At 60.4% G+C, this 16,959-nt stretch carries 18 protein-coding genes; 4 read left to right on the top strand and 14 right to left on the bottom strand.

All coding sequences use genetic code 11. The features are described 5' to 3' along the window. Nucleotides 1-47: 47 nt before the first annotated feature. A complete protein-coding gene (locus ACA057_RS05860) occupies nucleotides 48-830 on the bottom strand; it encodes a class I SAM-dependent methyltransferase (protein WP_497346671.1) in 783 nt (260 codons plus the stop codon). 93 nt (nucleotides 831-923) lie between these two features. Between ACA057_RS05860 and ACA057_RS05855 the strand changes: the two genes are divergently transcribed. Then, nucleotides 924-1,544, top strand: coding sequence for an energy transducer TonB (locus tag ACA057_RS05855; RefSeq protein WP_497346669.1), 621 nt, complete (start codon nucleotides 924-926; stop codon nucleotides 1,542-1,544). Nucleotides 1,545-1,547: 3 nt separating this feature from the next. Here the strand turns inward: ACA057_RS05855 and ACA057_RS05850 are convergent, their stop codons facing one another. The 7 genes from ACA057_RS05850 to ppc all read right to left on the bottom strand — a co-directional run bounded on the left by ACA057_RS05850 (nucleotide 1,548) and on the right by ppc (nucleotide 8,835). Beyond that, nucleotides 1,548-2,243 (bottom strand): extensin-like domain-containing protein, encoded by a 696-nt coding sequence (locus ACA057_RS05850; RefSeq protein WP_497346667.1) that lies wholly within the window; start codon nucleotides 2,241-2,243, stop codon nucleotides 1,548-1,550. A 2-nt stretch (nucleotides 2,244-2,245) separates the two neighbouring features. Further along, nucleotides 2,246-3,067, bottom strand: coding sequence for an isocitrate lyase/PEP mutase family protein (locus ACA057_RS05845; RefSeq protein WP_497346665.1), 822 nt, complete (start codon nucleotides 3,065-3,067; stop codon nucleotides 2,246-2,248). A 34-nt stretch (nucleotides 3,068-3,101) separates the two neighbouring features. After that, the gene (locus tag ACA057_RS05840) at nucleotides 3,102-3,962 is read right to left on the bottom strand and encodes a DUF72 domain-containing protein (protein WP_497346663.1); all 861 of its coding nucleotides are present in this window, start codon (nucleotides 3,960-3,962) and stop codon (nucleotides 3,102-3,104) included. Then, on the bottom strand, nucleotides 3,962-4,267 hold the full coding sequence (locus ACA057_RS05835; protein WP_497346661.1) for a hypothetical protein: 306 nt from the start codon (nucleotides 4,265-4,267) through the stop codon (nucleotides 3,962-3,964). Before ACA057_RS05835 ends, ACA057_RS05840 begins: the two co-directional genes overlap by 1 nt. Nucleotides 4,268-4,499: 232 nt before the next feature. Beyond that, nucleotides 4,500-5,174, bottom strand: coding sequence for a tRNA (adenosine(37)-N6)-threonylcarbamoyltransferase complex dimerization subunit type 1 TsaB (gene tsaB / locus ACA057_RS05830; protein WP_497346659.1), 675 nt, complete (start codon nucleotides 5,172-5,174; stop codon nucleotides 4,500-4,502). Nucleotides 5,175-5,268: 94 nt separating this feature from the next. Then, a complete protein-coding gene (gene adk / locus ACA057_RS05825; protein WP_401364858.1) occupies nucleotides 5,269-5,916 on the bottom strand; it encodes an adenylate kinase in 648 nt (215 codons plus the stop codon). A gap of 288 nt (nucleotides 5,917-6,204) precedes the next feature. Further along, a complete protein-coding gene (gene ppc, locus ACA057_RS05820; protein WP_497346657.1) occupies nucleotides 6,205-8,835 on the bottom strand; it encodes a phosphoenolpyruvate carboxylase in 2,631 nt (876 codons plus the stop codon). A 199-nt stretch (nucleotides 8,836-9,034) separates the two neighbouring features. On the opposite strand from ppc, the gene ACA057_RS05815 reads away from it, so the two are divergent. The 3 genes from ACA057_RS05815 to lptF all read left to right on the top strand — a co-directional run bounded on the left by ACA057_RS05815 (nucleotide 9,035) and on the right by lptF (nucleotide 10,991). Further along, nucleotides 9,035-9,379, top strand: a complete 345-nt coding sequence (locus ACA057_RS05815; RefSeq protein ID WP_497346655.1) for a pilin assembly protein — start codon at nucleotides 9,035-9,037, stop codon at nucleotides 9,377-9,379. Between the two features lie 361 nt (nucleotides 9,380-9,740). After that, on the top strand, nucleotides 9,741-10,154 hold the full coding sequence (locus ACA057_RS05810) for a DUF4398 domain-containing protein (RefSeq protein WP_497346653.1): 414 nt from the start codon (nucleotides 9,741-9,743) through the stop codon (nucleotides 10,152-10,154). Between the two features lie 48 nt (nucleotides 10,155-10,202). Next, nucleotides 10,203-10,991 carry a lipotoxin F family OmpA-related lipoprotein LptF gene (gene lptF / locus ACA057_RS05805; RefSeq protein WP_497349823.1) on the top strand — a complete coding sequence of 263 codons (789 nt, stop codon included), beginning with the start codon at nucleotides 10,203-10,205 and terminating at the stop codon, nucleotides 10,989-10,991. A gap of 208 nt (nucleotides 10,992-11,199) precedes the next feature. Here the strand turns inward: lptF and ACA057_RS05800 are convergent, their stop codons facing one another. The 6 genes from ACA057_RS05800 to lysS form a co-directional block, all read right to left on the bottom strand. After that, entirely contained in the window at nucleotides 11,200-11,529 is a 330-nt protein-coding gene (locus ACA057_RS05800; protein ID WP_497346651.1) for a PA3694 family proteiin, read from the bottom strand. After that, a complete protein-coding gene (locus ACA057_RS05795) occupies nucleotides 11,526-12,440 on the bottom strand; it encodes an alpha/beta hydrolase (RefSeq protein WP_497346649.1) in 915 nt (304 codons plus the stop codon). Before ACA057_RS05795 ends, ACA057_RS05800 begins: the two co-directional genes overlap by 4 nt. A 162-nt stretch (nucleotides 12,441-12,602) precedes the next feature. Continuing rightward, complete coding sequence (locus tag ACA057_RS05790; protein WP_497346647.1) at nucleotides 12,603-13,880, bottom strand: flavohemoglobin expression-modulating QEGLA motif protein; 1,278 nt, start codon at nucleotides 13,878-13,880, stop codon at nucleotides 12,603-12,605. Between the two features lie 36 nt (nucleotides 13,881-13,916). Next, on the bottom strand, nucleotides 13,917-14,471 hold the full coding sequence (locus ACA057_RS05785) for a hypothetical protein (protein ID WP_497346645.1): 555 nt from the start codon (nucleotides 14,469-14,471) through the stop codon (nucleotides 13,917-13,919). 156 nt (nucleotides 14,472-14,627) lie between these two features. Further along, nucleotides 14,628-15,344 carry a TetR/AcrR family transcriptional regulator gene (locus tag ACA057_RS05780; protein WP_497346643.1) on the bottom strand — a complete coding sequence of 239 codons (717 nt, stop codon included), beginning with the start codon at nucleotides 15,342-15,344 and terminating at the stop codon, nucleotides 14,628-14,630. A gap of 99 nt (nucleotides 15,345-15,443) precedes the next feature. After that, nucleotides 15,444-16,946 (bottom strand): lysine--tRNA ligase, encoded by a 1,503-nt coding sequence (lysS, locus tag ACA057_RS05775; protein WP_497346641.1) that lies wholly within the window; start codon nucleotides 16,944-16,946, stop codon nucleotides 15,444-15,446. Nucleotides 16,947-16,959: the final 13 nt, after the last annotated feature.

The following is a 16,959-nucleotide window of genomic DNA, read 5'->3' as shown; positions in this document are numbered from 1 at the left end:
AGATCAAATGTGGGAGCGGGCTTGCTCGCGAAGCAGGCGACTCGGTCTTAAGGCTTGAGCGCTTTTTTCGGATAAATGTCATACCGACTGGATTTGCCATCCAGCGCATGACTCGGCTTCGGCCCCTCAATGCACGGCGCCTTGCGCGGGCGCTTGACCACCACCCGGTGGCTGGCGAGGGCCAACGCCGCTGCGAGCAACGCCGGCGCATCCGGATCATCGCCCACCAGCGGCCGGAACAGGCGCATTTCTTTCTTCACCAGCGCGGTTTTCTCCCGATGCGGAAACATCGGGTCGAGGTAGATCACCTGCGGCGGCTCGCCTTCCCAGTTACGCATTACCTCGATCGAATTGCCCTTGAGCAAACGCATGCGCGCCACGATCGGCGCCACGTCGAAATCTTCCGCGCCGCGTGCAAGGCCATCTTCAAGCAAGGCGCCGATCAACGGCTGACGCTCGATCAAGCTCATCTCGCAACCCAGGCTCGCGAGCACGAACGCATCCTTGCCCAGCCCTGCCGTGGCATCCAGCACCCGGGGACGCACACCCTGGGCAATGCCCACCGCCTTGGCGATCATCTGCCCCGTGCCACCCCCGAACAACCGACGATGGGCCGCACCACCTTCGACGAAGTCCACCCGCACCGGCCCCGGCGCATCAGCACCCAGCTGTTGCAGCTGCAAACCCTGGTCGCCCACCTGCAAGGCGAACTCGCCGTCATCCACCTGCAGGGGCAAGCCCAGGCGCTCGGCCCATTGCTCGGCCTGTGGCTGAAACGTCGCGCCCAAGGCCTCGACATGGATGCGGCAGGCCGCAGGTTGCTCAATCATGGGAAAACACGCTCAAAAAATTAATGATCGGCAAAAACGGCCGATAACAAAACTATCGAGCATTTTGCCAGAGCTGAGCGTCGACCGAGAGAAATGTCAGACATTCAACCCACAATCACAGGTTTTATCTCGCCCTACGGCGATTACAACCTGCGAAATACCCAGGCACTGAGCGGCGTCAGTCACATCTGGCAGGATTTCTTTGCCCGTGCGCTGGCCGATCAGTCGGGTGAAGTGCTGCCGGAATCGCTCAACTTTCCCCCGGTCGATCTCGACAGCCCGGTTGAACCAACGGTTGGCAGCGACCTGCTGGCGCACATTGTTTCCCAGCGTGAATGTGACGTGAAAGACAACGAAGTCCGCCCGCCCGAGCCGCTGTTCCTGCCGATTGCCGAGTTCGAAATGGACCTGGCCGACAAACCTTTCCCACCGTTCCCGGCGGAAGAAATCGTCGCTCAACAGCAACAACAGAACTTCGAAAGTGGCTGGGTACGCCCGCTCGTCCTGACCGCCGGCCAGCCTGTGCCGGAAGCCGGCCCGGCGCCACAACCGCGCCCGTTGCACTTGCCGATTGCCGAGTTCGAACTGCATCTGCTGGACAAGCCCTTCCCGCCGTTCTCGCCCGAAGAACTGGTGGAGCAACAGAAACAACTCGATTTCGATAACGGCTGGGCCCGCCCGATCATCCTGCAAAACCTGCGCATCGCCGCCTGAACCTCAGCGACACACCCACCACGGCCCGACATCGACATGAAAATGATTGCGGTGGGCGTCGTTGTAATCCGGGCTCAATACCACACTGAACATGTCGCAGGCGCCATCGCGGACCTGACGGAGAAACCGTGCGTCCTGATTATCCTTGGGCCAGTCCTTAAGCACATTGATGGTTCGGCCATCGGCCAATCTGAACCCGGCGATATCCAGCGCATTGGCGCTGGCATGCTGGCTGAGCCTGCCGTTCTCGCGGCCGTAGACATTGCGACAGGCAAAGCTGCCGAGATGATCGACACGCGTCACCGCCTGCCCATAGACCGCTTGTGCCGCCGGTTGCAGCGCGTGGCGGTCGAACAGCGCAAACGATACCGCCAAGCGACAACTGGCGAGGAAGCTGCTGCTCAGGGCCACCTCGCCGCCCTGCACACGCAGGGTGTTGGTCAACGGGCACTTCGCGTCAGGGCTGTCGGCCAGGTGCGTCACGCGTAGCCCGGAACTGCGCAAGGCCTGATCGCACAACTGCGGATCGTCGCGCAGGCGCATCAGTTTGTAGCGGGTCAGCAGGTTGGGGGCGGCCTTCACGTCCAGCGGCGCCCAAGGATTCCACTGCGGCGGCAACGAGACCCAGCCACGCCAGACGCTCACCGCCGCCGTGCCGATGATCAAAACCAGCACCAGCAAAACCCTGAGGAACCGCATGTTCAGCCTTTGAAAAATTGATTGGCTTTCGGGTAAGGCATGGACCGGGAGGTGAAGCCGAACGTGCCCGATTGCTGGATCTCTTCGGCCGCACGGAAGAACTCGCCATACGCCGCCAGGGCCAGGGCCGACCCGACGCTGACGCGTTTGACGCCCATTTCACTCAACTGCTCGACCGTCAGCTTGAGCCCACCGGACATCAACACATTGACCGGTTTCGGCGCCACGGCGCGCACCACCGCCAAGACATCTTCAGCACTGCGCAGTCCTGGCGCATAGAGCACGTCGGCACCAGCCTCGGCGAAAGCCTGCAAACGGCGAATCGTATCGGCGAGATCGGGAATGCCGTGCAGAAAATTCTCCGCGCGCGCCGTCAGCGTGAACGGAAAAGGCAAGCTGCGCGCCGCAGCGACCGCCGCCTCAATGCGCGCCACTGCGTGTTCGAAGCAGTAGATCGGGCGGTCTTCACGCCCGGTGGCATCTTCGATCGAACCGCCAACGGCGCCTGCGGCTGCAGCCTTCAAGATGCTTTGGGCGCATTCGGCGGGATCGTCGGCAAAACCGTTTTCCAGATCGACCGCGACGGGCAAATCGGTGGCCGCGACAATCGAGCGAACGTTCGCCAGGGTCTCGTCGAGGTTCAATGCACCGTCGGGACGTCCTTGGGAAAAGGCGTAACCGGCACTGGTGGTCGCCAGCGCCTCGAAGCCAAGGCTGGCGAGCATTTTCGCCGAGCCGGCGTCCCAGGGATTGGGAATCACAAAAGCTCCGTCGCGTTCATGCAGCGCTTTGAACGCCTGGGCTCGAAGGGTTTGCGCATCCATTTGGCAGGCTCCTGAAAAAGGGAACGAATCCGCTTCAGAGCAGGCCAAGTTGCTCCGCGGCGGGCTCTCTGTATAGCTCAGGCAGCGGCGGCAAGCCAGGCAAACGCAGCATCAGTTTTGCGTGAAAACGTTGCGCCAGCCTGGCGGCCAGCAGGTTGTCGGCGGTGTGCAGGAAGATATACGGCGTGCGGCCCTCTTCGATCCACAGGGCGATTTTCTCCACCCACGGCACCAGGAACGGATCATTGGCCTCAAGCTGCGGGTGGCCGATGAAGCGCACCTGCGGAAATTGGGTGAACGCCGCTGGACGGGGCGGAACCCTGGGCTTTTTCGATTGCGCGTGGAGCACCGACGGATCGGTCGATGTGCAGCTGAACAGCGCACGCGGATCGAGGCAGATGCGCTCGACGCCGCGGTCCAGCAACAGGCGATTGAGCTGGCGCTCGGCATCGCCCTTGGCGAAGAAGGCGTCATGCCGCACTTCGACGGCCAGCGGTCGGTCCATCACGTCGATGAATCCGGCCAGCTCCGACAGTCGTTGCGGTGTGAAACTCTTGGAGAGTTGCAGCCAGACTGGCGAAACCCGCTCACCCAGAGGGCTGAGCAATTGCAGGAAGGTTTCGGCGGCGGTCAGCTGTTCGCGCAGGTCACCGCTGTGGCTGATGTCGCCGGGGAACTTGGCGGTGAAGCGAAAGTGTTCGGGCATGGTCTCGGCCCAGCGCTGCACGGTGACGGCAGACGGGCTCGCGTAGAAGGTCGTATTGCCTTCCACGGCGTTGAACACTTGAGAATAGAGATTTAGAAAGTCGCTGGGTTTGGCGTCTTGCGGATACAGGTAGTCGCGCCAGGCGTTTTCACTCCACGACGGGCAGCCGAGGAAGTAAGGCAGCATCATCAGATGTACAGGTCGAGGCCCAGCACATCCGAATCCCAATCGACAAAACCGGCGGTGCTCAGGTAGCTGGCCAGGGCTTTCGCCACGCTGTTGCTCATGGCGCGGTGGTAAAGCATGTCTTGTTGACGGGCGGGGAGATTGCTCAAGCGTTGCGCGGAGGCTTTGGCGGCGCGGGCGGCCAGTTGCTCTTCGGAGGGGATTTCCAGCTCGCCGTCGATATCGACGGACTCGTCCTCCACCACTTGGCCTTTGCGAGGCTGGCGCTTGATGGGGTAGGACTGAGAAGAAAGGCCGTCTATACGCATGAGTACATGTCCGGTATCAATGATGGCAGTTTAGTGGCGCTAAGGGAGCTGCGCAAACGGCCGAGTGATAACTAGAACACAGAAAAGCGAAAAGGTTTAAAAGTGGGGGGATAAATCGACGATTGGCTATATCGGCTAGATCGCCTTCGCGGGCAAGCCTCGCTCCTACAAGGTTAGCGCTAACCCTGTAGGAGCGAGGCTGCCCGCGAATGAAACACCTCGGTGTAGCAGATCAACGCGCTTTAGGTGTCGCCACCTTATCTCTCAAATAAACCGGCTGCGCCTCATCCGCCACGATCGCTTCACCGCGTTCCCAGGCAAAACGCGCCAGGGTCAGCAGGTCTTCGGCATGCGGCAACATGCCCGCATCCTGCCCGCTCAGGCTGACGGCGATGCGCTCGGCATAACCCCAACCGGTGCCCGCGCCGAACCACTCGCCGCTGGCATCGGCCGGCAATGCCGCGACTTCCGGTGGCAATACCGCCTCTTTGCCGACCAGGCGCATCTCCCCCGCCGTTTCGCGGTAGCAACCCCAATACACCTCATCCATGCGCGCATCGATGGCCGCCGCGACCTGGCTGACGCCGTGTTCGCGATACGCGCGCTGCGCCAGCACAGCCAGGTTCGACACCGGCAGTACCGGGCGATCCAGCGCAAACGCCAGGCCCTGCACCACGCCGATGGCGATCCGCACACCGGTGAACGCGCCCGGCCCACGACCGAACGCAATGGCATCGACCGCTTGCAGCGTGGTGCCCGCATCGGCCAGCAACTGCTGGATCATCGGCAACAGCTTCTGCGCATGCAGGCGCGGGATCACCTCGTAATGGCTCGTGACTTTGCCGTCATGCAGCAAGGCAACGGAGCAAGCTTCAGTCGCGGTGTCCAGGGCCAGCAAGGTGCTCATCGATGTTTCCGTAAGAGAGGTTCAGAAAAAGTGCGCCAGTATAAACAACTACGGCCCGCAAGCGGGCCGTAGAAGATGAAGCGTTTCAGACTTTTCAGTTCAGCGCTTCAAGCACCTTGCCGGTGATCGCTTCAACCGAGCCAACACCTTCGATGTGGCTGTACTTCGGTTTGCCTTGAGCCGTCGACAGCTCCTGGTAAAACTTCACCAGTGGCTCGGTCTGGGCGTGGTAGACCGACAGACGATGACGCACGGTTTCTTCGGTATCGTCCTTGCGCTGCACCAGCTCTTCACCGGTGATGTCGTCGATACCGGCCACTTTCGGCGGGTTGTAGACGATGTGGTACACGCGGCCGGACGCCTCGTGAACACGACGACCGGCGATACGCTGGACGATGTCTTCGTCTTTAACGTCGATTTCCACGACGTGGTCCAGCTCAACGCCCGCCTTCACCAGGGCTTCTGCCTGGGGAATGGTGCGCGGGAAACCGTCGAACAGGAAACCGTTGGCGCAATCGGCCTGGCTGATACGTTCCTTGACCAGATTGATGATCAGGTCATCGGAAACCAGACCACCGCTGTCCATGACGCTCTTGGCGATCAGGCCCAGCTCGGTGCCGGCCTTGACCGCGGCACGCAGCATGTCGCCGGTGGAGATTTGCGGGATGCCGAATTTTTCGGTGATGAACTTTGCCTGAGTACCTTTACCGGCCCCGGGAGCTCCCAGCAGAATGACGCGCATCGATGTGCTCCTCAATTTTTTATTTAATAACAACGGATTCGCCTCGTGGGGCCAATCTCAAAAACAGGGTCGTGACCGCCCAAACGGCCAAAGGCTGCTCAAGATACACAGCAGGCCCGGACCACACAAGCCGCCGAAAGTCGGAGAAACCCGCGCCTTGCGTGACCTTTTAATGAGGTACCCCAAGTCGCAACCCCATCATTAACTGTCGCCTGGCAGCACTTTCCAACCTCTCCCCCGGCCGGCACCCGGCCCTTGCATCGAGTGCCTGCCCCCACGACAAAAACCTTAGCCGGTATTACGCAAACCGGCGGCAATCCCCGCTACAGACACCAGCAATGCCTGTTCTACCGGGCTGCCCTGCTCCACTTCCTGTTGCCGCGAGCGCGCCAACAATTCAGCCTGCAATAGATGAAGAGGGTCGAGGTAGGTGTTGCGCAAACGGATGAATTCGAGGGTGGCTGGGCTATGTGCCAGTAGCTGCGACTGACCGGTCAACCCGAGGACCACGGAGCAGGCCTGCGACAATAGGTCGCGTAAATGCACACCTAAAGGTAACAAATCCGACTCAACCAGACGTTCATCGTAGGACTGGGCGATATCAGCGTCGGCTTTGGCCAGGACCATTTCCAGCATATCGATGCGCGTGCGGAAGAACGGCCACTGCTCGCGCATCTGCCCCAGCAGCTCGCCTTCACCACGCTCCAGCGCCTTGCTTAACGCTGCTTCCCAGCCAAGCCAGGCCGGCAGCATCAGGCGTGTCTGGGTCCAGCCAAAAATCCACGGAATCGCCCGCAGGCTTTCGATGCCACCGGCGCGACGCTTGGCCGGGCGGCTTCCCAATGGCAGGCGTCCGAGCTCCTGTTCCGGGGTGGATTGGCGGAAATACTCGACGAACTGCGGATTTTCCCGGACCACGGCGCGGTAAGCGCTGACACCGTCAGCGGCCAATTCGTCCATCAAGTGGCGCCATTCAGGCGTCGGTGGCGGCGGTGGCAACAACGTCGCTTCCAGCACCGCCGCGAGGTACAGATTGAGGTTTTGTTCGGCGATGTCCGGTAGGCCGAATTTGAAACGAATCATTTCCCCTTGTTCGGTGGTGCGAAAACGTCCCGCGACCGAACCCGGTGGCTGCGACAGGATCGCCGCATGCGCCGGGCCGCCGCCACGGCCCACGGTGCCGCCGCGACCGTGGAACAACAGCAGTTCCACTTGTTGCTCGCGGCAAATGTCGACCAGACGCTCCTGTGCCCGATACTGCGCCCAGGCCGCCGCGGTGGTGCCGGCGTCCTTGGCCGAGTCGGAATAGCCGATCATCACTTCCTGCGGCCCTTGCAGACGCGCGCGATAACCCGGCAGCAGCAACAGCTTTTCGATCACCGGCCCGGCGTTGTCGAGGTCGGCGAGGGTTTCGAACAGCGGTACCACACGCATCGGGCGCAATACGCCGGCCTCTTTGAGCAGCAATTGCACCGCCAACACGTCGGAAGCGGCACCAGCCATGGAGATCACATAGGAGCCCAGAGACGCGCCCGGTGCCGCAGCGATTTCCCGGCAGGTCGCCAGCACTTCGGCGGTGTCGGCGGAAGGTTTGAAGTACGCCGGCAGCAACGGCCGACGGTTGTTCAGTTCGCGCATCAGGAAGGCGATGCGCTCTTCTTCACTCCAGTCTTCGTAGCGACCGAGGCCCAGGTAATCGGTGATTTCGGTCATCGCGGCTGAATGCCGCGACGAGTCCTGACGCACGTCGAGTCGTACCAGGAACAGCCCGAACGTCACCGCCCGCCGCAGGCAATCGAGCAGCGGCCCGTCAGCGATCACGCCCATGCCGCACTCATGCAACGACTGGTAGCACAGCTCCAGCGGATCAAGCAGGTCGCGATTGTTTTGCAGGACGTCGGCCGGTGCCGGTGTGGTGGTGGTCAACGAGGCGTGAGCCCAGTTACGGGTCGCGCGCAGGCGTTCGCGCAACTGTTTAAGCACGGCGCGATACGGTTCAGCGCTGTCCCCGGCCTTGGCCTTCAACGCGTCGCTGGCCTGCTGCATCGACAATTCGGCCGCTAGGTGATCGACATCGCGCACGTACAAATCCGCCGCCATCCAGCGCGCCAGCAACAGCACTTCGCGGGTCACGGCAGCGGTAACGTTGGGGTTGCCGTCCCGATCGCCGCCCATCCACGAGGCAAAGCGAATCGGTGCCGCCTCCAGTGGCAAGTGCAGGCCGGTGGCGTCGTACAGGGCTTTATCCGCCTTGCGTAAATAATTCGGGATCGCCTGCCACAGCGAATGTTCGATCACCGCGAAGCCCCACTTCGCTTCGTCCACAGGCGTCGGGCGGGTGCGGCGGATTTCTTCGGTGTGCCAGGCTTCGGCGATCAGGCGCTGCAGTTTCGCCTGGATCTGCTCGCGTTCGGCCGTGGTCAGGTCGCGATGGTCCTGGGCGGCGAGTTGCGCGGCAATGGCATCGTATTTCTGGATCAGGGTGCGGCGCGCCACTTCGGTCGGGTGCGCGGTGAGTACCAACTCGATCTCCAGTCGCCCCAATTGCCGGGCCAGGGAGTCAGCGCCATGCCCTTCGGCGCTCAGGCGGGCGAGCAGTTCCGGCAGCACCCGCGCTTCGAACGGCGCGGGCTGCGACTCGTCGCGACGATGAATCAGCTGATACTGCTCGGCGATGTTCGCCAGGTTGAGAAACTGGTTGAACGCCCGCGCAACCGGCAGCAACTCGTCTTCGCTCAATTGGTTGAGGCTGGCGCTCAGTTCGGCGTCCATCGAACCGCGACGGTCGGCCTTGGCGCCTTTGCGGATCTGCTCGATCTTGTCGAGAAAGCCGTCCCCGTACTGTTCACGAATGGTATTGCCCAACAGCTCACCCAACAGGTGAACGTCCTCGCGCAAGCGTGCATCAATATCGGTCATCAGCAGTTCTCCAGCAAAAAATCCGGGCGGCTATGAGCATAAAGAGTGCCGCTCTACAGCGCTTCTTACAAGCAAACGACGAAGGGACTTTAAACCCTGGGCGTTGAAGCTAGTCTGAAGAGTAAGCCGTACAACGGCTCAACCGGCCACCGCCGGACACCACACTGCCTGCCACGAGCAGGAGCGCATTGAGGTCATTATGAAAATCCGCGAGCTTGCCCAGCATTGGGAAGAAAACGCCAAGGGTCGCCTGACCGCGACGGGCTACACGATTCATCTGGACGTGGAAGCCGCCGCACGGCTGGCGGCGATTACCGAAATGTACCCCAAGCGCCAGCCTGAAGAACTGCTCGGCGAACTGATTGGCGCCGCGCTGGAAGAGCTGGAGAAAAGCTTCCCGTATGTGAAGGGGTCGACCGTCGTGGCGACCGACGAAGAAGGTGATCCACTGTACGAAGACGTCGGCCCGACGCCGCGTTTTCTCGCGTTGTCCCGTCGGCATTTGCATGATTTGTCGGCCGGTGACGACAAACCAAAACATTGATCCCTGTGGGAGCGAGCCTGCTCGCGAAGGCGTCAGTACATTCAACATGAATGTTGACTGATAGACCGCTTTCGCGAGCAGGCTCGCTCCCACATGGGTTCCAGTCCCCTCCAAAAATGGCGTATTCCCGATCAAAAAAAGGTCGGAACACCGTTGCGCATCGTGAAAAACCCGATCTAGAGCCTTGTCCGTTCGGTCAAAGTATTTTCGGGCATCGGGCCATCTTCTCTGAACTTTTGAAAAACGCCGCGGGTCACAGCCAGTAACCACGCCTGGGACGGCCGTTTCAAAACACCACGGAAACTGACGGTTACGGCTCCATACCCAGGATGGATTTTTAAGTTTTTCAGGAGTTAGCCCAATGGAGTTGAAGACCATGAAGACCCGAACTGCCCAATCCTCGTTTACCCACCTGCGCGGTTTGAAACTGGCCGCCCTGGCACTCGGCAGCAGCCTGGTTCTGGCCGGTTGTGCCGGTCACCCGCCGACCGAGCAATTCGCCGTGACTGAATCGGCGGTCAACAGTGCCGTCAGTGCTGGCGGTACCGAATTCGCCGCCGTGGAAATGAAGTCCGCCCAGGACAAGCTCAAACAAGCCGAACTCGCCATGCACGACAAAAAGTTCGACCAGGCCAAGACCTTGGCCGAACAGGCCGAGTGGGACGCTCGCGTGGCGGAACGCAAAGCCCAGGCGATAAAAGCCGAACAAGCTGTGAAGGACTCTCAGAAAGGGGTTCAGGAACTGCGTCAGGAAAGCCAGCGCACCGTTCAGTAACGGCGCGACACGACGTATTTCTTACTCGACTAAAAGGACGAAACCATGATGCGTAAACAATTGATGATCCCGGCTCTTCTGGCGGCAAGCGTTGCACTGGCGGCTTGCTCCACCCCGCCCAACGCGAACCTGGAACAGGCCCGCACCAACTACACCGGCCTGCAAGCCAACCCGCAGGCCAGTAAGGTTGCGGCGCTGGAAACCAAAGACGCCAGCGATTACCTGGACAAAGCCGACAAGGCCTATCAGGACAAAGAAGACCAGGCCAAGGTCGATCAGTTGGCTTACCTGACCAATCAGCGTGTTGAAGTGGCGAAGCAAACCATCGCCCTGCGCACCGCTGAGGCCAATCTGAAAAATGCCTCCGCGCAACGTGCCCAGGCCCGCCTGGATGCTCGCGATCAGCAGATCAAGCAGTTGCAGGACAGCCTGAACGCCAAGCAAACCGATCGCGGTACGCTGGTGACCTTCGGTGACGTGCTGTTCGCCACCGACCGGGCTGATCTGAAGTCCAGCGGTCTGGTGAACATCAACAAACTCGCGCAGTTCCTGTCGGAAAACCCGGATCGCAAAGTGATCGTCGAGGGTTACACCGACAGCACCGGTACCGCGAGCCACAACCAGTCGCTGTCCGAGCGCCGCGCCGGTTCCGTGCGCATGGCCCTGGTGAAAATGGGCGTTGATCCAGCGCGCATCGTCGCCCAGGGTTATGGCAAGGAATACCCGGTAGCGGAAAACGCCAGCGTCTCGGGCCGGGCGATGAACCGTCGGGTGGAAGTGACTATTTCCAACGACAACCAGCCGGTGATCCCGCGTTCGGCGGTGAGCTCGAACTAAGCTCGAATCGCTGATGCATAAAAGCCCCGCCTGATCTGATCAGGCGGGGCTTTTTTACATGGCGATCACTGAACCTGTGGGAGCGGCGGTGCGACGATTCGACTTGCCCGCGATAGCGGACTGTCACTCAACAAAGATGTTGAATGTGCCGGCCTCATCGCGGGCAAGCCCGCTCCCACATTTGATTTGTGTTGCAGGTTAATTCTGGTTATTGCTCAAGCTTCTGCGGAGTGTCCTGCCCCATGCAGCGCACAGCTTTTTTCTTGTTATTGACCAACACACCACTCAGGCCCTTCTGCTCGGTGTCGAACATCACCAGCACGCCATCGATGCACTGGGCCACTTGGGCTGCCGGTTCCAGGGAGATTTTGTACTCTTCGCCCGGCACGGTCTTGAGCATGGTGAAGTCGCTGAGCAGCAACGCATCCTCAGGCTTGGCGAAGTGCAGGTAACCGTAGAACCACAGGGCTCCAACAGTGCCGAGGATGCTGCAGATACCGGTGATGATCAGCGGGATGGCGTTACGTTCTTCACTCATTGCGGACTCTCTGGTGGTTCATTTTTTGAATTCGTGGGCGCCGGGTAGTTGGGGATTTCACCCAGGCGGCGCAGGCCGTTGAAATGCTGCGGATCGTCGAGATAGCGCAGCATGACTTTGCGCCAGACCGGGTCGGCGAACGTCTGCACATGACCACCACGGGTCAGTTGCAGCACTCGCGGCGGCGGCGCAGCTTGATACAGACGGATGCCGTTGGAAAGGGGCACGATCGGATCGTCGATGCTGTGGTAGATCAGTTTCGGTACGCCGTTGAGCTGCGCCATTGAGTTGATCGCACTGTCGCCGTCCGGCACCAGCCACGACAGCGGGACCTGGAACGTCCAGAACACCCACGAGTTGCTCAACGCATAACGACCGACACTGCGGTAACTGGCGGGTACGCCGTCGAGGACGAAGGCCTTGAGTTGCTTCTGTCGTTCGGGATGCTGGACGAGGTAGTGCACGGCCATTGAACCGCCGAGGCTCTGGCCCAGCAGGATTAGCGGCTTGCCCTTGACCTCCGGCGCCTGGTCGAGCCATTTGAACGCCGCATCGATGTCCTGATAAATCGCCGGCAGCGACGGTTCGCCCTCGGACAAACCGTATCCGCGATAGTCCACCAGCAGCACTTGATAACCTTCCTCGGGCAACCACCAACTGCCGCCCAAGTGCATCGGCAGGTTGCCGCCGTTGCCGTGCAGGTGCAGCACCGTGCCTTTGACCTCGACCCCTTTTTTCGCCGGCAACCACCAGCCGTGCAGCTTGAGGCCGTCGGCAGTGATCAGGGTGACGTCGCGGTATTCGAGCTTGGCTTTTTCCGGAGTGAACAACTGGCCGGGCTCGGGATAGAACAGCAGCGAGCTGCAACCGCCGAGGGTCAAGAGCAGGAAAAAAATACCGAGGATTCTCATCCCTTGAAACCTCGCGAAAATGGGTTGGCACAGGATCCTGTGGCAAAAAATCAACCTGTGGGAGCGGGCTTGCCCGCGATAGCGGTGTCACTGCCAACATGAATGCTGAATGTTAAGCCGCCATCGCGGGCAAGCCCGCTCCCACAATGGTCCCCACCGGCCTTAGAGGATGTTGGAGTAATCCGCTTCGATCCGGTCCAGGCTCAGGTGATTGAGGAAGTTGGAGAAGCACATCCACGCCGACAATGCGTTCAAGTCACGAAACTGGTCCGGCAGATATTTCGGCGCCACCACCAGGCCTTCATCGACCAACTGGCGCAAGGTGCGCATGTCTTCCAGCGTGGTCTTGCCGCAAAACAGCAGCGGTATCTGCTCCAGCTTGCCTTTACGCACGGCCAACTGAATGTAGTTGTAAACCATGATAAAGCCCTTGAGGTAGGACAAGTCTTTGGTAAATGGCAGACCGGTCGGCACCGAGCCACGGAAAACCCGGCTGGCGTTGCCGTAGCTTTCGGCCATTTCGAAACCTTGCTCACGGAAGAACTCGAAGATCTGCAAGAAGTCCGCGCCCTCCTCCACCATATGAATGGCGCGGGTGCGGTTGGTCAGTTTGCGCAGGCGGCTCGGGTACGAGGCGAAGGTGATGATTTCCATCAGGATTGCCAGGCCCTCCTGGGTCACCGTCGACGACGGCGGGCCTTTGGAGAGGAAGGTGCAGATCGGCTGGTTCAGCCCGTTGAGCGTGGTCCCCACATGCACCAGCCCCTCGTGGACTTCCAGGGCGCGCACGTCGCGGTCGTTGAACATCGCGTCGGCGCGGATCTTGATGTAGTCGGCGCCGGCCGCCGCATCGGCGACGATCCCGTCGGACTCAAATACGCGAATGGTTTCCTCGGCCTCGCCGAACACCTTGTTCAAGCGGGTTTGCAGCAGGTGGACGGCTTCCTTGGCGGTGAGGATTTTCGGTTCGTCCTTCAGGTCGCCACGGCCATCGATGTTGTTCAGGTAATCCGAGAGCATCAAGCCCAAGTCGGAAAGGGTCGGGTCGCCAGCGTGGAACGCGTCGGACGCGGCGCCGTACAGTTCCTGTGAAATCAGCCCGAAATCCTCGGTGCCGCGCGCTTCGAGCATGCGCACCACCATCCGGTATTCCTTGCACATGCGGCGCATGATCTGGCCGACCGGGTTGAACTGGCCCAGCTGGCGGGTGATGTCGCGCTCGATGTTCTGGAATTCCAGTTTCACTTTGCTGGAGTCGAAGGACAGCGGCCGGTTGAGGTAATAGTCGCGATCCACCGCCGGCATTTCCTTGCCTTTGGCCTTGAGGAAACCCTTGCGGATGCTGTCGTCCCACTTGACCGCATCGAGGACGCGGATCGGCGTCTGTGCCAGCACAATGCGATCGGACAAAATGCGTATCGACTGCTGGTAATCGTCCACCCGAAACTCCTGTAGAAAAACCGTTACGTACTGGGATTATTTGGCTTTGGCCGGGCGCTGGTAGCGCACTGCCTCGACGAACACATCGGAATTGGCTGGATCGTCGAGGTAGGCGAACACCTGATCCATGCTGGTGTTGATCAGCACGCCGTCGCCGTCGTCGGTCTGGAAGCCTTCGCCGCTCAGGACCTTTTGCCTCAACGCCTGGTTGATCTGCTCGAGGTCGAGGTTGTAGACCACCAATTCGTGTTTATCGGTGAGTTCGAAACCGGCGATCGTGAAATGCCCGCCGAACTGCGCAGGCACTTTCGCCGACAGGTACCAACGGCTGCCATGGCGCGTCACCGTGAACGGATAGGCTTCGCGTTCCTTGGGTTTAGCCTTGAAGTAGCTGACCGCCTGGTAGTGATGATCGCCGATGCGCGTCAGTTCCAGGTTCAGCGGCTCACCCCAGGCGTTGGTGCTGGTCCATTTGCCGAGTAACCCTTTGGGCGCGGGGTCGCTGTCGGGCAGAGGTTCCTTGAAGGTCACCAGACAGCCACTGAGCAGCAGGAACGACAAGGCGATCACAACGACACGCCAGGCTTTCATTCAACACTCCCTATGAACACACCGCCCCAAATGGTCACCGACCTTGTAGGAGCGAGGCTTGCCCGCGAAGGCGATATGTCAGTCAACATTGATGTTGAATGTTAAGCCGCCTTCGCGGGCAAGCCTCGCTCCTACAGGGGTGCGGTGCACCCGGGATTACACCGACGCCAGCACCAGGTGCATGTAGCGCGTGAGGATGCCGAGCATTTCGGCTTCGGCAACAGGCTCGGCGTCGTTGAGCAGGCCCTGATATTCCATCCGTCCGATAATGGCCGTCAACACTTTGGCATCCTGTTGTGGTTCGCGGGAACCCAGCACCTCGAAAAAATGGCAGGTGCCCTGCAGGAGAATCTGCTGGTGCGAGCGCACCAACACCGCCAGGCGCGGGTTCAACAGCGCTTCCTGACGGAACGCCTGCTCGGCCATCAAATGCTCGCGACGGTTCTGCAATTGGCGGTGTACATAATCGGACGTCAGCCGCGCAATGTCGTCCGCCAGCTGTGAACGGGACTCGGGGCTACCATCGCCATAGGCGACCATTTCCCGCAGCAATCCCTCGTTGTTGGCCCACAGCTTGGCCATGAAGGCCGCGCTGCGTTCCACGTATTGGGCGAAGGTATCGGTGAGCAGGTCATCGATATCCTTGAAATAGTAAGTGGTGGCCGACAACGGCACACCGGCTTCTGCCGCCACCGCACGGTGACGCACGGCCCGGACCCCCTCGCGCACGACAATGCGCATGGCTGCATCGAGAATGTCCTGGCGACGCTGCTCACTGCCCTGTCGGCTGGCCTTGCGGCCCTGGTACTGAACACTTTCAGCGACCGCAGTGGCGACACCCGCTGCACCTTCTTGAGCAATTGCATGATTCACGACAGGTCTTTCCTCTCAGATGAAAGCATCAAGTTGATACGTTTGTACCAGACAGGCAATAAAAAGCCGCCTGAATAGGCGGCTTTTTAATTGAAACACTTACGCTTGCGGCCGCATGTGCGGGAACAGGATCACGTCGCGGATCGACGGGGAGTTGGTCAGCAGCATCACCAGACGGTCGATGCCGATGCCTTCACCGGCCGTTGGCGGCATGCCGTACTCCAGCGCGCGAACGAAGTCGGCGTCGTAGTGCATGGCTTCGTCGTCGCCGGCGTCCTTGTCGGCCACCTGCGCCATGAAGCGCTCGGCCTGGTCTTCCGCGTCGTTCAACTCGGAGTAGGCGTTGGCGATTTCACGACCACCGATGAACAGTTCAAAACGGTCGGTGACGTTCGGGTTGTCGTCGTTGCGACGGGCCAGCGGCGACACTTCGAACGGGTACTGGGTAATGAAGTGCGGCTGTTCCAGCTTGTGCTCGACCAGCTCTTCGAAAATCATCACCTGCAGTTTGCCCAGACCTTCGAAGCCCAGCACCTTGGCACCGGCCTTCTTGGCGATGGCACGCGCCTTGTCGATGTCGTTCAGGTCGTCAGCGGTCAGCTCAGGGTTGTACTTGAGGATCGAGTCGAACACCGACAGACGCACGAACGGTTCGCCGAAGTGGAACACCTTGTCGCCGTACGGCACGTCGGTGCTGCCCAGCACCAGCTGCGCCAGTTCGCGGAACAGTTCTTCGGTCAGGTCCATGTTGTCTTCGTAGTCGGCGTACGCCTGGTAGAACTCCAACATGGTGAATTCTGGGTTGTGACGGGTCGAAACGCCTTCGTTACGGAAGTTGCGGTTGATCTCGAAGACTTTCTCGAAGCCGCCAACCACAAGCCGCTTGAGGTACAGCTCAGGCGCGATACGCAGGAACATTTCCATGTCCAGCGCGTTGTGGTGAGTCTCGAACGGCTTGGCCGCCGCGCCACCCGGAATGGTTTGCAGCATCGGCGTTTCGACTTCGAGGAAGTCACGCTGCATCAGGAAGCTGCGGATGTGCGCAATCACTTGTGAACGTACGCGGAAGGTCTGGCGCACTTCTTCGTTGACGATCAGGTCAACGTAACGCTGGCGATAGCGCTGTTCGGTGTCGGTCAGGCCGTGGTGCTTGTCCGGCAGCGGACGCAGGGATTTGGTCAGCAGGCGTACTTCAGTCATTTCGACGTACAGGTCACCCTTGCCGGAGCGCGCCAGGGTGCCAACGGCGGCAATGATGTCGCCCATGTCCCAGGTTTTCACCGAGGCCAGGGTTTCTTCGGACAGGGTTTTACGGTTGACGTAGACCTGAATGCGACCGGTCATGTCCTGGATCACCATGAACGAGCCACGGTTGAGCATGATGCGACCGGCAACCTTGACCGGGATTGCAGCCTCTGCCAGCTCTTCCTTGGTCTTGTCCGCGTACTGTTTCTGCAAGTCTTCGCAGTAGTTTTCACGGCGGAAGTCGTTCGGGAAGGCATTGCCCTTGGCGCGCTCGGCAGCCAGCTTTTCCTTGCGCAGGGCGATCAGGGAGTTTTCTTCCTGTTGCAGGGCTTGCGGGTCGAGTTCTAGGTCGCTCATGTCTTTAAATATT

It is taken from the genome of Pseudomonas sp. LBUM1661 (assembly GCF_059695925.1).
This window is presented reverse-complemented; position numbering and strand designations above follow the sequence as displayed.

Excerpts from the sequence above, each read along its gene's own strand:
- ACA057_RS05795 (WP_497346649.1), bottom strand. The coding sequence starts at position 12,440 with ATGAGAATCCTCGGTATTTTTTTCCTGCTCTTGACCCTCGGCGGTTGC.
- ACA057_RS05800 (WP_497346651.1), bottom strand. The coding sequence starts at position 11,529 with ATGAGTGAAGAACGTAACGCCATCCCGCTGATCATCACCGGTATCTGC.
- ACA057_RS05845 (WP_497346665.1), bottom strand. The coding sequence starts at position 3,067 with ATGGATGCGCAAACCCTTCGAGCCCAGGCGTTCAAAGCGCTGCATGAA.
- ACA057_RS05835 (WP_497346661.1), bottom strand. The coding sequence starts at position 4,267 with ATGCGTATAGACGGCCTTTCTTCTCAGTCCTACCCCATCAAGCGCCAG.
- ACA057_RS05850 (WP_497346667.1), bottom strand. The coding sequence starts at position 2,243 with ATGCGGTTCCTCAGGGTTTTGCTGGTGCTGGTTTTGATCATCGGCACG.
- ACA057_RS05785 (WP_497346645.1), bottom strand. The coding sequence starts at position 14,471 with ATGAAAGCCTGGCGTGTCGTTGTGATCGCCTTGTCGTTCCTGCTGCTC.
- ACA057_RS05840 (WP_497346663.1), bottom strand. The coding sequence starts at position 3,962 with ATGATGCTGCCTTACTTCCTCGGCTGCCCGTCGTGGAGTGAAAACGCC.
- lysS (WP_497346641.1), bottom strand. The coding sequence starts at position 16,946 with ATGAGCGACCTAGAACTCGACCCGCAAGCCCTGCAACAGGAAGAAAAC.
- ACA057_RS05815 (WP_497346655.1), top strand. The coding sequence starts at position 9,035 with ATGAAAATCCGCGAGCTTGCCCAGCATTGGGAAGAAAACGCCAAGGGT.
- tsaB (WP_497346659.1), bottom strand. The coding sequence starts at position 5,174 with ATGAGCACCTTGCTGGCCCTGGACACCGCGACTGAAGCTTGCTCCGTT.
- adk (WP_401364858.1), bottom strand. The coding sequence starts at position 5,916 with ATGCGCGTCATTCTGCTGGGAGCTCCCGGGGCCGGTAAAGGTACTCAG.
- ACA057_RS05860 (WP_497346671.1), bottom strand. The coding sequence starts at position 830 with ATGATTGAGCAACCTGCGGCCTGCCGCATCCATGTCGAGGCCTTGGGC.
- ACA057_RS05855 (WP_497346669.1), top strand. The coding sequence starts at position 924 with ATGTCAGACATTCAACCCACAATCACAGGTTTTATCTCGCCCTACGGC.
- lptF (WP_497349823.1), top strand. The coding sequence starts at position 10,203 with ATGCGTAAACAATTGATGATCCCGGCTCTTCTGGCGGCAAGCGTTGCA.
- ACA057_RS05810 (WP_497346653.1), top strand. The coding sequence starts at position 9,741 with ATGGAGTTGAAGACCATGAAGACCCGAACTGCCCAATCCTCGTTTACC.
- ppc (WP_497346657.1), bottom strand. The coding sequence starts at position 8,835 with ATGACCGATATTGATGCACGCTTGCGCGAGGACGTTCACCTGTTGGGT.